11 protein-coding genes are annotated in these 13,967 nt (G+C 40.2%); 2 read left to right on the top strand and 9 right to left on the bottom strand.

The features are described 5' to 3' along the window. Complete coding sequence (fadA, locus tag PSR9079_RS21345; RefSeq protein ID WP_149983177.1) at positions 1-1,170, top strand: acetyl-CoA C-acyltransferase FadA; 1,170 nt, start codon at positions 1-3, stop codon at positions 1,168-1,170. A 200-nt stretch (positions 1,171-1,370) separates the two neighbouring features. Continuing rightward, on the top strand, positions 1,371-1,610 hold the full coding sequence (gene tusA / locus PSR9079_RS21340) for a sulfurtransferase TusA (RefSeq protein ID WP_149983176.1): 240 nt from the start codon (positions 1,371-1,373) through the stop codon (positions 1,608-1,610). Between the two features lie 30 nt (positions 1,611-1,640). Here tusA and PSR9079_RS21335 read toward each other — a convergent pair whose 3' ends face one another. From PSR9079_RS21335 to dnaA, 9 genes are all read right to left on the bottom strand, one after another. Next, complete coding sequence (locus PSR9079_RS21335; RefSeq protein ID WP_149983175.1) at positions 1,641-3,452, bottom strand: Lnb N-terminal periplasmic domain-containing protein; 1,812 nt, start codon at positions 3,450-3,452, stop codon at positions 1,641-1,643. Between the two features lie 37 nt (positions 3,453-3,489). Beyond that, positions 3,490-3,957: a DUF3015 family protein gene (locus PSR9079_RS21330; RefSeq protein ID WP_149983174.1), complete on the bottom strand. Its 468-nt coding sequence runs from the start codon at positions 3,955-3,957 to the stop codon at positions 3,490-3,492. A gap of 202 nt (positions 3,958-4,159) precedes the next feature. Beyond that, complete coding sequence (locus tag PSR9079_RS21325; RefSeq protein WP_149983173.1) at positions 4,160-4,609, bottom strand: early set domain-containing protein; 450 nt, start codon at positions 4,607-4,609, stop codon at positions 4,160-4,162. Positions 4,610-4,670: 61 nt separating this feature from the next. Then, a complete protein-coding gene (gene glyS, locus PSR9079_RS21320) occupies positions 4,671-6,740 on the bottom strand; it encodes a glycine--tRNA ligase subunit beta (RefSeq protein ID WP_149983172.1) in 2,070 nt (689 codons plus the stop codon). A 2-nt stretch (positions 6,741-6,742) separates the two neighbouring features. Beyond that, positions 6,743-7,645, bottom strand: coding sequence for a glycine--tRNA ligase subunit alpha (gene glyQ, locus PSR9079_RS21315; RefSeq protein ID WP_145241722.1), 903 nt, complete (start codon positions 7,643-7,645; stop codon positions 6,743-6,745). A 143-nt stretch (positions 7,646-7,788) separates the two neighbouring features. Then, the gene (gene gyrB, locus PSR9079_RS21310; protein ID WP_149983171.1) at positions 7,789-10,215 is read right to left on the bottom strand and encodes a DNA topoisomerase (ATP-hydrolyzing) subunit B; all 2,427 of its coding nucleotides are present in this window, start codon (positions 10,213-10,215) and stop codon (positions 7,789-7,791) included. Positions 10,216-10,227: 12 nt separating this feature from the next. Continuing rightward, positions 10,228-11,322, bottom strand: coding sequence for a DNA replication/repair protein RecF (recF, locus tag PSR9079_RS21305; protein WP_145241717.1), 1,095 nt, complete (start codon positions 11,320-11,322; stop codon positions 10,228-10,230). Positions 11,323-11,328: 6 nt separating this feature from the next. Further along, positions 11,329-12,432 carry a DNA polymerase III subunit beta gene (dnaN, locus tag PSR9079_RS21300; protein WP_149983170.1) on the bottom strand — a complete coding sequence of 368 codons (1,104 nt, stop codon included), beginning with the start codon at positions 12,430-12,432 and terminating at the stop codon, positions 11,329-11,331. 13 nt (positions 12,433-12,445) lie between these two features. Further along, positions 12,446-13,837 carry a chromosomal replication initiator protein DnaA gene (dnaA, locus tag PSR9079_RS21295; RefSeq protein ID WP_145241713.1) on the bottom strand — a complete coding sequence of 464 codons (1,392 nt, stop codon included), beginning with the start codon at positions 13,835-13,837 and terminating at the stop codon, positions 12,446-12,448. Between the last annotated feature and the right edge of the window lie 130 nt (positions 13,838-13,967).

The raw sequence follows: 13,967 nt of genomic DNA, 5'->3' as shown, positions 1-13,967 counted from the left end.
ATGAATACTCCAGTAATTGTAGATTGTATCCGCACGCCAATGGGCCGTTCAAAAAACGGTGTATTTAAACATAAGCGTGCCGAAGATTTAAGCGCCCACTTAATGAAGGGCTTACTTGATCGCAACCCAGCCGTTGATCCAGCATCGATTGACGATATCTATTGGGGTTGTGTACAACAAACTTTAGAGCAAGGTTTTAACGTTGCTCGTAATGCCGCATTACTTGCCGGCATTCCTCACACAGTGCCAGCGGTAACAGTAAACCGCTTATGTGGATCATCAATGCAAGCATTACACGATGCTGCTCGCGCAATCATGACTGGCGCTGGTGATACCTACATCATTGGTGGTGTTGAGCACATGGGTCATGTGCCAATGACCCACGGTAACGACTTTCACCCAGGCTTAGCAACTTCAATTGCACAAGCATCTGGCTCAATGGGCTTAACCGCAGAGTACCTTGCAACTATTCACGGTATTACCCGTGAGCAGCAAGACCAATTTGCATACCGCTCACATCAACGAGCTCATGCAGCAACGGTTGAAGGACGTTTCCGCCGCGAAATCCTCGCAATGGAAGGTCATGACGCAGATGGTTCACTGATTTTAGTTGAAGATGACGAAGTAATTCGTCCAGAAACAACTGTAGAAGGCTTATCACAGCTTCGCCCAGTATTTAACCCTGCATCTGGCTCAGTCACTGCCGGTACGTCTTCAGCTCTTTCTGACGGCGCATCTGCTATGTTAGTAATGAGCGAAGAAAAAGCCAAAGCTCTAGGCTTACCAATTCGTGCACGTGTTAAAGCCATGGCGGTTGCAGGTTGCGATCCATCAATCATGGGTTACGGCCCAGTACCAGCAAGTAAAAAAGCATTAGCACAAGCCGGTATCACTATTGATGATATCGATGTTGCTGAGCTTAACGAAGCATTCGCAGCACAATCACTACCAGTATTAAAAGACCTAGGTCTTGCTGATGTAGTTGATGAAAAAGTGAATTTAAACGGCGGCGCTATCGCTCTGGGTCATCCTTTGGGTTGTTCTGGTTCACGTATTAGCACCTCGTTAATCCACTTGATGGAAGATAAAAATGCACGCTATGGTTTAGCCACTATGTGTATTGGTTTAGGCCAAGGCATCGCAACGGTATTTGAACGTGTGCAAGATTAATAAAATGTATTAAGTAATACCTTGGTGATAAAAAGCCGCGTTGATTAAATCAACGCGGCTTTTTTATAATTAATTTTTTGCAGCTAAGTTATGTCGCTTTATAAGCACAAGTGAAGTGACTTTATTTATCAGGCTGAGGTCGTTAAACTAGCAGCCTTAAACTAATCGTTAAGCGCTAAATAAACAGTAAAGGTTATGCAATGAGTTTTGAGAATCCCGATCACCAATTAGATGCCATTGGCCTACGCTGTCCGGAGCCTGTAATGATGATCAGAAGCGCGGTACGTAAAATGGAAAATGGCGAAACTTTATTAATTATTGCCGACGACCCATCCACCACCCGTGATATCCCCAGCTTTTGTATGTTTATGGATCATACACTGTTAGAAAAAGAAGTAGATGCAGTACCGTATCGATATTTAGTGAAAAAAGGGCTATAAATCAATAATTAACCATAATTAAAACATTCATTAATCCCAGTAAAAGTTTAATTTCAGCTGCCACTGAAACTCTGTTGCATGTTTATAACCAAATCGTATATCGAAATCTTGATTGATAGGCACTGATAGCTCGATGTTCGTTGCAATACCGCTTAACTGTTGGTGATAAAACTTCTCAATTGATGTTCTTAGTTTTAAATTAGAAGTTACAGTCGTTAAAAACCCTAGCTCTATTGAAGTATCCAGCCATTGTTGGGTGCTTTGTAATTCACCAGCATAACCATTAATCATACCGTAAACTAGCGACTGATTAGCATTTAATAACCATGACTTTCCAACTCCTGCCATGGCAAATGTACTTGAGCAACTAAAGCACTGACTGCGATTTCTTTCATAACCTACATTTATCTGCCATGCCCAACCGCCTTCATTTGGCCACTGGCTATAGGCTGGGTTAAATGATTCTAGATCTAAAAGATGTAATTTTTCTAGATATAACTGCGAATCAAATAAAGCAACTTCAACATCCAACATCTCTAAATTAGAGTAAGGAACTCTGGCAATATCAGAAGCTAATGAATCAAAATAACTTAATCTGAAACCTAAATTTAGACTTTGTTCATTTTTATACACAGTCGAAGAAATAGATATATTTGAGGGTTTCTGAGCTGAATGCGGTGCATGTTTATCATAATTAATAAAAGAGGTTTCTTTACCTGGAGGTAGGACTAAACGAGCTTTAATAAGAGCTTTTTTTAACTTTTCAATGTGTTCAACATCATATTTTTTTATTTGCTGCAACTGAACAAACTCAAAAAGAGTTTCAATAATTCGTTTTTTAGTTACCACATCTAGATTTGTAAATGTCGGCTCAAAAAGTATATTTTGCGAATGATAAATAGCTAAAGCCAGCTTGGAGTCTTTCGCTGAAAGATTGTTTTCATATTGATGAAAAACACTACTTCTTGAAGGAGTAAACTCAATCTGTTTTACTAGCTTTTCGTTATTATATTGAGCACTATTTAAGCGAGAAAAAATAGTCGCAGGAATAACCCAAGGCGAAAGCTCATTCGTTAACTGCTCCCCTATAATTAATTCAACAACCCTTGCGATATGAAATGCACAGTTTTCATCCGCAAAATAGTAAGAATACTTAGCCCCCATAATTTCCCATAAATGATTAGTTAAAAAGAGGACGTCTTCTTGGCTAAAGTTAAGCTTATATTCCCATATATCTCTCAGCTCTATTTCACCATAGTTATGTTGATGACGGTAAAATAGTTGATCAGAAAAACCGGCCTCGTAACCGCCAAATAACCCTTTCGTAATATAGACCAAACCGTTTTCATTATCAGGAACTAGTGCGCCATAATTTAAGCTGTAATCTAGTAACTTATTGTGCTCTGGCGTTGATCTATTTAGCTTTAAAAGCATATGACCATAAAGCGAAGCCGGATTACTCATATACCCTGAAGCAAAGACTAAACTTACAGAGTGAATCGGTTGTTTATCTCTCCACTCTATAAGTTCGGTGCATTCAACCTTTGGCTCTGAGAATTCAAGCCCTTGTGATTGTAACCACTGATATCTAGCAGGATATTTGCATTGCATTTGTGCGTCTTTATTAAATGCATCAATCGTTGCTTTTAACTCGGATGAAGGGTTATTTTTGCCATTTTTTGAGATAAAAAATGAATCACTCTCAATATAACTTTGAGGAGCTGATGCGTTTTTATAATGCCCTAATTTCAACCAGGTTGGATGCTCGGAAAGTGAGCTAGATGAATAAGATGAAAACGTAGCAAACAGTGCTAGTGCTGGTAAGTATTTGATTGTAGTCATAAGTATGAGTAGGTGCTGACACCTACTCTATTAACAGTTAAATAACTGGGCAAGTAGCTGCAAACTGTGTAGTCACTTTGCTTTCAACAATTGCATATAATGCTTGAGGGTCTTGAGCAGGTTTAGTCGCAAAATCGCTACGGATAGCATTTACAATTTGACCATGAGAACTAGCGTCACAACCACGCACATTTAACATTGCAGTAACATACTCACCTTCACCTTCAGCAATTTCTTGCTCAAGTACAGGGAATGTTTGTTGAATAAATAGAGCTGTTTTTGCACCTGCGCCTTCACAGCTACCAACAGATGATATATTTGAAGATACTGCTGTAGTACCTAAATCCCAAATAATATTTGAAATTGCTGCTGCGGTTCCATTCTCTGGGAATATCATTGCGCCGATACCACAATCCTGCCAAGGGTTAACGCCCTCTTTAGCCTGTAATGGAGCAGCTATAAAAGCCCCCGCTAAAACAACTGCTGTTACTGTAGTTTTTAACATCTGTAATCCTATTTTAATTTTTTTTATTCATATAAACGAGCAGAGTATAGTGATATCGAGCTCTTTATAGATTTTAAAGAAGTTTTGATATAATACTCAAAAATGATTGACTACGATTAACGCAAAAAATCCATAACAATATTAACAGGATGTAATTACTTTTGTAAATATAATCAGTGTACTCAAACCTCAATTTCTACTCTCACTTCTTGGTTATTGTTACTTTTGGCTGATCGTTATTATGATAATCGATACTAACGATGTAGCTGCCTTTAATTGCAGGAGTGAAGCTAAAGTAATTATAGGTAGTATTGCAATCTGCTTTGACGCTTTGCCCTAACGTCAGTGATTGACCGGTTGGATCTTGTTCACTGAATCCGCAATTATAACCTGCGCTCCAATCCATATCGGCAATTTTAAATTCATACACTTTACCCGGTGTTGAAAACTTTACTTGTGCTTGATAAAGCGCAGGCGCGACTTGAGTAAATTCATATTGCTTTTCTGCATCCCATAAATTGAAGTCGCCGCGGAGATACATTGTACGGTCAAGTTCTTGGCCTGGCAGTACATCGCTAAGATCTGGCATTTGTATTTGGCTCGAACAAGCACTCAATAAAGCAACTAGAGCCACTGTTAATATACGTTTCATAGGTATTCCCTCTAATACTAAAAAGCCAGCATAGCTGCTGGCTTTTTAAGCGAAGCTGAATTTATTTCTGTAATACAGAAATATCAGCAATATCTAAAAATAAACCACTCAGTTGACTTAGTAATGCTAAACGGTTTTGCTTAACGGCTTCATCGTCTGCCATTACCATCACGTTGTCGAAGAAGTTATCAACACTTTCACGAATACCCGCAAGCTGGGCAAGCGCTTCTTGATAGTCGCCAGCGGCGTATAACGGCGCTAATTCAGTGGCAAACTTAGCAACTTGTGCCGCTAATGCCTTTTCGGCATCATCGCTTAATAAGCTCTCGTCAACAGTGCCTTGCGTTGTAATATCATTTTTAGCCAGAATATTACTTACCCGTTTATTAGCTGCTGCAAGCGCTTCTGCGGCGTCTAATGTACGGAAGTGACTAACCGCTTTAACACGACGGTCAAAATCAACTGGCTTAGTTGGGCGACGCACTAGTACTGCTTGAATAACGTCTACTTCAATGCCTTCGTCTTGATACCAAGCGCGGAAGCGCCCTAGCATAAATTCAAATACATCGGCTGATACATTTAAGTTAGTTAGCTTATCGCCAAACAGGGTTTGTGATTTTGCGACTAGATCTAAAATATCAAGTGGTAGTTCTTTTTCTACCATGATACGCAGCGCACCAATGGCAGCACGACGAAGCGCAAATGGATCTTTATCACCCTTTGGTGCTTGGCCAATACCAAAAATACCTACTAGTGTATCGAACTTATCGGCAATCGCTACTGCGCAACTAATTAAGTTTGTAGGTAAATTATCACCGGCAAAACGCGGCATGTATTGCTCGTTTTGGGCAATGGCAACATCTTCGGCTTCACCGTCATGGCGTGCATAGTGCATCCCCATCACACCTTGTACGTCAGTAAACTCCATCACCATTTCGGTCATTAGATCGGTTTTACTTAATAAACCAGCACGCTTAGCAAGTGTTTTATCGGCACCTAATTGCTCAGCAATGTAACCAGCAAGTTCACTAATACGCTCTGACTTATCTTTAAGCGTACCTAATTGCTGTTGGAACAATACGCTATTAAGTGACTCTAACCGGCTTTCAAGAGTTTTCTTTTTATCTGTTTCAAAGAAGAACTGCGCGTCAGCTAAACGCGGGCGCACTACTTTCTCGTTACCAGCAATAACTACGCTTGGGTTTTTACTTTCGATGTTTGAAACAAACAAAAACTTATTAAGTAGCTTGCCGTCTTGATCAAGTAATGGGAAGTATTTTTGATCGTCTTTCATAGTGTAGATCAGCGCTTCGGCTGGTACATCTAAAAACGCTTCTTCAAATGTTGCAGTAAGAGTTACTGGCCATTCAACCAATGAAGTTACTTCTTCAAGTAAATCTTCATCCATAGCTACTACTGCATTAACGGCTGTTGCTGCAGCTTCGATTTGGCTACGAATTTGTGCTTTACGCTGCTGGTAATCAGCAACAACATGTGCAGACTTAAGCACCTCAAAAACATCATCAGCGTGTTTGATTGTGATTTTTTCTGGATGATGAAAACGATGGCCTTGCAGTTGGTTACCCACTGCTTTACCAAGGACTTCGCCTTCAATTAGCTGATCGCCAAACAAAATAGTTGCGGTATGAACAGGACGAATAAATTGTGTTTTATTCGCCCCCCAACGCATTGGTTTAGGAATCGGAAGTTTAGCTAACGCTTTATTTACCGCATCAGCCATCAAGGCTGTGGTTTCTTTGCCTGCTACTTTAGCAATGTGTAACAACCATGCACCTTTATCGGTCTCGAGTGTTTGCGCTTCACTTACTTCAATACCACAACCACGAGCCCAACCCATTGCAGCTTTGGTCGGCTTGCCATCGGCATCAAATGCAGCCTTCGTTGCAGGGCCACGTTTTTCTACTTCTTTGTCTTGTTGCTGAGATTCAAGTGCTGTTACTTGTAAACCTAAACGACGAGGAGATGCATACCAGCTTACGCCTTGGTGAGCTAGTTCTAAACTCTCAAGCTCGGCGGTTAAGTTTGCTGCAAATGCTTCAGCAAGTTTACGCAATGATTTTGGTGGCAACTCTTCGGTGCCAATTTCTACTAATAAATTTTGTGCTGACATGCTTACTTATCCTTACACAACGGGAAACCAAGCGCTTCGCGTTTGTCATAATAACTTTGTGCACACGCTTTAGATAATGCACGAACGCGCAAGATATAACGCTGGCGCTCTGTCACCGAAATAGCATGACGTGCATCCAATAAGTTAAATGCGTGTGATGCTTTCATTACTTGCTCATAAGCAGGTAATGGTAAGCTTGCTTCAATTAGCTTTTGGCTCTCAGCTTCGCATTTATCAAACTGGGCAAATAAATCGTCAACATTTGCATGCTCAAAGTTATAAGTTGATTGCTCAACTTCGTTCTGATGGAATACATCACCGTAAGTAACACGGCCCATTGGGCCATCAGCCCATACTAGATCGTAGATGCTATCTACGCCTTGAATGTACATAGCTAAACGCTCAAGACCATAAGTGATCTCACCAGTAACAGGAGAGCACTCTAAGCCCCCTACTTGTTGGAAGTAGGTAAACTGGGTTACTTCCATACCGTTTAACCAGATCTCCCAACCAAGACCCCATGCACCTAGCGTAGGTGATTCCCAGTTGTCTTCAACGAAGCGTACTTCGTCAGTAAGGGTATCAATGCCAACAGCCGCTAATGAGCCTAAATATAGCTCCTGGATGTTATCTGGTGATGGTTTTAATACGACTTGGAACTGGTAGTAATGTTGCAGGCGATTTGGATTCTCACCATAACGGCCATCGGTAGGACGACGACATGGTTGCACATACGCGCTCGACATTGGTTCAGGACCAATAGACTTTAAAAATGTTTGCGGATGAAATGTGCCTGCACCAACTTCCATATCAAGTGGCTGAATAATGACACAGCCTTGCTGTGCCCAGTAATCCTGTAAAGCCAGGATCAAACCTTGAAAGGTTTTAACGTCATATTTTTGCATATTTGGCTTTTAGTATCTGCTGTGATGTAGCGTGAAAATTACCTTCAGTATACCTTGTGCGTAGTCATGTTTTAAGCAGTTTGTGCAATTGAGAAAATAAAAAAGGAGCCTAAGGCTCCTTTTTTGTAATTACTATAATTTAATTATACGTCTAAGTTAACTACACGTAGTGCATTCGTTTCTATGAACTCACGACGCGGCTCAACTTGGTCACCCATCAAGGTTGCGAATAATTGGTCTGCACCAACAGCATCTTCAATGGTTACTTGTAACATGCGACGCGCCGAAGGATCCATGGTAGTTTCCCACAGCTGACTTGGATTCATCTCACCTAGTCCTTTATAGCGCTGGATATATAGCCCACGCTTAGATTCTGCGATCAACCATTCCAATGCATCCACAAAGTTATCAACAGCTAGTGTTTTCTCTCCACGTTGAATATAAGCACCTTCACTTAAGATATTGGCAATGTTAGTACCAGTTACTGCGATGCGTTTATAATCACGTGAAGAGATAAAATCATGGCTCAGTACGTGTGCCTTATCAACACCGTGTTGGCGAATATTGATAACTGGGTAATATAAGTTACGCTCAGTATCATGCTCTGTTGCAGCAGCGAAGATAGTTGCATCTTCATCACGTGCGACTAAGTCATCGACTAACGTTTTGGTCCACTCGATTACTTTAGCTTCATCGGCTAAATCAGTTTCGTTTAGCTCTGTTTGATAGATCAAACGTTCCATAACCGTATTCGGGTATTTACGTTTTAAGCGTTCAATAACTTTAACGGTGTTTTGATAATCATGAACGATAGCCTCTAAAGCTTCACCTTCAAGTGCAGATGCATCAGCACCGGTATAAAGTGCGGCACCATTTAATGCTAATGAAGTTAGGTATTCGACAAGCGCTGGATCATCTTTAATATAGCGCTCTTGTTTACCTTTTTTCACTTTATAAAGTGGTGGTTGAGCAATATAGATATAACCACGTTCAACGATTTCTGGCATTTGACGGTAGAAAAAGGTCAATAGTAACGTACGAATGTGCGAACCATCGACGTCAGCATCGGTCATGATAATGATGCGGTGATAGCGTAATTTTTCAGGGTTATACTCATCGCGACCAATACCACAACCAAGAGCTGTAATTAACGTGGCAACTTCTTGTGAAGATAACATCTTATCAAAACGCGCTTTCTCTACGTTTAGTATTTTACCTTTAAGCGGAAGAATCGCTTGATTCTTACGGTTACGACCCTGCTTAGCTGATCCGCCAGCAGAGTCCCCTTCCACTATATATAGTTCAGACAGGGCTGGATCTTTTTCTTGGCAATCCGCTAACTTACCAGGTAAACCTGCTAAGTCCATTGCGCCTTTACGACGAGTCATTTCACGGGCTTTACGCGCCGCTTCACGAGCACGAGAAGCATCAATGATTTTACCAACAACTATTTTTGCATCTACTGGATTTTCTAATAAGAATTCAGTGAATTTCTCAGCCATTGCTTGTTCTACAGCTGATTTAACTTCGCTTGAAACTAGCTTATCTTTGGTTTGTGATGAGAACTTAGGATCAGGAACTTTAACACTAACAACTGCAGTTAAGCCTTCACGGGCATCATCGCCTGTTGCATTACTGGTTGTTTTAGCTTTTTTGTTAAAGCCTTCTTTTTCCATATAGTTGTTAAGTGTACGAGTTAGCGCAGATCTAAAACCGGCTAAGTGAGTACCACCATCACGTTGTGGAATGTTGTTTGTAAAACAGTAAATGTTTTCTTGGTAAGCATCATTCCACTGCATTGATACTTCAACGCTAATACCATCTTCTTCACGTTCATGAGTAAAGTGGAATACACCTTTATGAATAGGTGTTTTATTACGGTTTAAATACTCAACGAAGGCACGAATACCCCCTTCATATTTAAAGTGGTCAGTTTTATTTTCTTCGCGTTCATCATTTAAAATAATACTCACACCTGAATTCAGGAATGATAACTCGCGTAAGCGCTTAGCTAAAATATCGTAATGGAAATCTAAGTTTGTGAAAGTCTCACCACTTGGCCAAAAACGAAGTTCAGTACCTGTGGTTTCTGATTCGCCAATTACAGCTAGTGGCGCATCAGGAACACCCATAGTGTAAAATTGCTCATGTAGCTTGCCTTCACGACGAACCGTTAGCTTTAATTTTTCTGAAAGCGCATTTACTACTGAAACACCAACACCGTGTAAGCCGCCTGATACTTTATATGAGTTATCATCAAACTTACCACCAGCATGTAGTACAGTCATAATTACTTCAGCAGCTGACACGCCTTCTTCTTCATGAATTGAAGTTGGAATACCACGGCCGTTATCTCGAACAGAGACAGAACCATCTAAATGAATTGTGACATAGATGTCATCACAGTGACCTGCTAAGGCTTCATCGATAGAGTTATCAACGACCTCAAACACCATATGGTGTAAGCCTGTGCCATCATCGGTGTCCCCTATATACATTCCAGGACGCTTTCTTACTGCGTCTAATCCTTTTAGTACTTTAATACTCGACGAATCGTAATTCTCAGACATGGTTAATCCCACTTATCTTGTTATTAGGTTGCCATGTTTCACGTGGAACATTTGTAGTTCTCGTTGCATGGGTTCCACCACAGCAGAAATACTTTCAGATTGAATTGTAGAGATAAATATTTGAGAGCTACAGTGCGACAATAACTGTCCTACTTTCTCTTTCGTATCTTCCCCTAACTCTGAAGGTAGATCATCTATTAGCAATATTGATTGCTTTTCTGTCTCTGACTCAATCAAACTATTTTGCGTTACTTTTAACGCATAAAGCAATAGCTTCAATTGACCGCGTGAAAAGGTGTTTTCCACACTATTGCCAGCGACACTAAAACTGAAATCAGCTTTATGCGGCCCTTTATTTGTAAAACCTTGGCGACTATCACGCTCAAAGCTTTGTTCGAGAGCGTCGGCTAGAGATTCATTTTCTTTCCAACCAGCATAAAAACTTATTTCTAAATCGCGTATAAGCGTTAATTCTGCACACATTTTATCAAAAAATTGCTGCTTAAACCTACTTATATACGCAATTCGTAAATTATTTATTTGGTCTGCCAGTCTAACAAATTCTTTATCCCAAAACTTGATTTGATCAAAATAATTCTTAGGCTTACTTTTCAATAATGCATTACGTTGCTTTAATACTTTATTGAAAGATTGCCACAAATAAAAAAAGTCTTGTTCCACGTGGAACAATCCTAAATCTAAAAATTTTCGGCGTTCTTTTGGACCTCCAAAAAACAACGAATAGCTTTCTGGGGTGATCACTTGTACTGGCATTAACTGGGCAAGTTCAGACACTCGACGACTAGACTTACCCTGTATTTTTAATTCTGTCTCACCACTTAAAGTCTTACTAATACCGATTGGAATTGATAAGTTATAAAGTGATTTACGACCATGAATGGTGAATTTTTCTTTATGGTGCGTAATGATACTTTTGTGTTTTGGGGTGCGGAAAGACTTGCCATGAGAAAGGTAATAAATAGCCTCAAGAAGGCTGGTTTTGCCACTGCCATTTTCACCATAAATTATGTTAATACCATTCACTGGCTCTACAGTGAGCGCCTCAATATTCCGAAAATTATTGAGGCTCAAATGACTTAAACTCATAGTGCCTTATAAGCGCATTGGCATAACAACGTACATGGCTTCTTCATCGCCAGCACCTTCTATCAATGCACTACTATTTGAATCAGCAAGCGTAAATAAAACGTCTTCTGTTTTTAATGTATTTAATACATCTAAAACATACGATACGTTAAAGCCAATTTCTAAGTCATCACCTTGATAGCTTACTTCAACCACTTCCTCAGCTTGCTCTTGCTCTGGGTTGTTGGCGGTAATTTTTAATAGTCCGTTCGATAAGTTTAACCGCACACCTCTAAACTTCTCGTTCGATAAAATAGATACCCGTTGAAACGCACTGCGTAACCATTCACGATTTGCGGTAATAACTTTATCACCACCACGTGGCAATACTCGGCGGTAATCAGGAAAACGCCCATCAACTAATTTACTCGTAAAAGTAAACTCTGTATCTAAAATACGAATATGATTTGCACCAAATTGAATTGTCACCAACTCATCATCAGCAACCATTAGACGCATAATTTCTTGTACGCCTTTACGCGGAATTATTAGCTGACGTTGAGTGTTTAACGATTGCGTTAATTGTTTTTGCGCAATTGCTAAACGGTGACCATCAGTAGCCACTGTTTTTATATCAGTATTATCTACTTCAAACGACATACCATTTAAGTAATAGCGTACGTCTTGATTGGCCATCGAAAAGTGGGTGCTTTCAAGTAACTTTCGCAGTTCTAAGCGCGTTAGTTGAAATTCAACTTCACCATCCCACTGCTCAAGATTAGGAAAGTCTTCCGCAGCGAGTGTAGTTAATGAAAAGCGGCTTTTTCCACTGGTCAGTAATAGTTGGTGATCTTGACTGCTCAACGTTAAATCTGAACCGTCTGGCAGACTTTTACAAATATCGAGTAATTTTTTAGCTGGCAAAGTCAATTTTGCATCAGCGGTATCATCGCCAACAAAAACCTTTGCGACAAGTTCAATTTCAAGGTCTGTGCCTGTCATTGAAAGTTCGCCATTTTCAACCTCTAACAAAACGTTAGATAAGATAGGCAAGGTATGCTTGCGCTCAATTGCGCCAGATACTTGCACCAAAGGTTTTAAAAATTGTTCTCTTGATATAGTTATTTGCATAATAAAGTCAGCCCTAAGATGACAATGTTCTTATTAGGTTTTGATAATCTTCTTTCACTTCGTGGCTTTCATCACGTAGTGATTTAATCTTTCTGCACGCATGCAATACTGTAGTGTGGTCGCGGCCACCAAAGGCATCACCAATCTCAGGTAAGCTGTGATTGGTAAGTTCTTTAGACAATGCCATAGCAACTTGACGAGGTCTTGCGATAGAGCGGCTGCGGCGCTTAGATAGCAGGTCTGAGACGCGAATACGATAATATTCAGCAACCGTACGTTGAATATTGTCTATCGTGACCAGTTTGTCCTGCAAAGCGAGTAAGTCACGTAATGCTTCTTTTACAAAGTCGATCGAAATTGGTCGACCAGTAAAGTTTGCATTAGCAATCACACGATTAAGCGCGCCCTCTAACTCACGCACATTTGAACGTAATTTTTTAGCGATAAAAAAGGCCACTTCGTGAGGTAAATTAATTTTACTCTGCTGGGCTTTTTTCATCAAAATAGCCACTCGCGTTTCAAGCTCTGGCGGCTCAATCGCGATGGTTAAACCCCAACCAAAACGTGATTTAAGGCGATCTTCAACCCCTTCAATCTCTTTTGGATAACGATCTGAGGTTAAAATAATTTGTTGGTTACCTTCAAGTAATGCATTGAAAGTATGAAAGAATTCTTCTTGTGAGCGTTCTTTGTTAGCAAAAAACTGAATATCATCGATCATTAAAGCATCAACACTGCGGTAATAACGCTTAAATTCTTCAATAGCATTATTTTGCAGGGCTTTAACCATATCTTGCACAAAGCGTTCTGAGTGCATATAAACAATTTTTGCATCTGGCTTATTTGCCATAATGCCATTGCCAACCGCATGTAATAAATGCGTTTTACCTAAACCCGTTCCACCATATATAAATACCGGGTTAAAGGCAGCACCAGGATTATCCGCAACTTGCGTCGCAGCAGCTTTTGCTAACTGGTTAGATTTACCTTCAACAAAACTATCAAAGGTGTAGTTTTCTTTAATGTTTGATTTGTAACCAGACTTAGGAGCAGGCTCAACCACAGCTTTAGCTGCTTTTGGTTGCTGCTTTGCTGCCGGCTGATTCATCGGGGTCGCAGAGCCAGTTGTTGCAGGCGCGATCACTTGCGCATTGTGGATTGGCTTGCTACCTACATCAAAGCGTAACTCTGGCGCTTCATCCTTACAAATCTCAACAAGTAATTCATTAATTCGGTTTAAGTACTTTTCTCTTACCCAATCAAGCACAAAGCGATTAGGTGCATAAATCGTCAGGGTATCTTCGGTACTTTCTGCTTGTAGTGGTCTTACCCACATACTGAACTGCTGCGAAGGCAGTTCATCTTGCAATACATATAAACAACTTTGCCAAACCGACAGATACACAGTTAAACTCCCAAAGACTTAGTATTTATTCCCGGTCATCTTTAGTGGCCGGAAATCATACATTTATTACTATTATTTAGGCAATTTATTAACCCAAGACCGAGTATTATGAATGCACTTTATCCACAAG

Source organism: Pseudoalteromonas rhizosphaerae (assembly GCF_902498845.1).
Classification (GTDB): Bacteria; Pseudomonadota; Gammaproteobacteria; order Enterobacterales; family Alteromonadaceae; genus Pseudoalteromonas; species Pseudoalteromonas rhizosphaerae.
The sequence above is the reverse complement of the archived record's forward strand: the minus strand, read 5'-3'. Positions and strand labels throughout refer to the sequence as shown.

Excerpts from the sequence above, each read along its gene's own strand:
- glyQ (WP_145241722.1), bottom strand. The coding sequence starts at position 7,645 with ATGCAAAAATATGACGTTAAAACCTTTCAAGGTTTGATCCTGGCTTTA.
- dnaN (WP_149983170.1), bottom strand. The coding sequence starts at position 12,432 with ATGCAAATAACTATATCAAGAGAACAATTTTTAAAACCTTTGGTGCAA.
- tusA (WP_149983176.1), top strand. The coding sequence starts at position 1,371 with ATGAGTTTTGAGAATCCCGATCACCAATTAGATGCCATTGGCCTACGC.
- gyrB (WP_149983171.1), bottom strand. The coding sequence starts at position 10,215 with ATGTCTGAGAATTACGATTCGTCGAGTATTAAAGTACTAAAAGGATTA.
- glyS (WP_149983172.1), bottom strand. The coding sequence starts at position 6,740 with ATGTCAGCACAAAATTTATTAGTAGAAATTGGCACCGAAGAGTTGCCA.
- recF (WP_145241717.1), bottom strand. The coding sequence starts at position 11,322 with ATGAGTTTAAGTCATTTGAGCCTCAATAATTTTCGGAATATTGAGGCG.
- PSR9079_RS21325 (WP_149983173.1), bottom strand. The coding sequence starts at position 4,609 with ATGAAACGTATATTAACAGTGGCTCTAGTTGCTTTATTGAGTGCTTGT.
- PSR9079_RS21330 (WP_149983174.1), bottom strand. The coding sequence starts at position 3,957 with ATGTTAAAAACTACAGTAACAGCAGTTGTTTTAGCGGGGGCTTTTATA.
- PSR9079_RS21335 (WP_149983175.1), bottom strand. The coding sequence starts at position 3,452 with ATGACTACAATCAAATACTTACCAGCACTAGCACTGTTTGCTACGTTT.
- fadA (WP_149983177.1), top strand. The coding sequence starts at position 1 with ATGAATACTCCAGTAATTGTAGATTGTATCCGCACGCCAATGGGCCGT.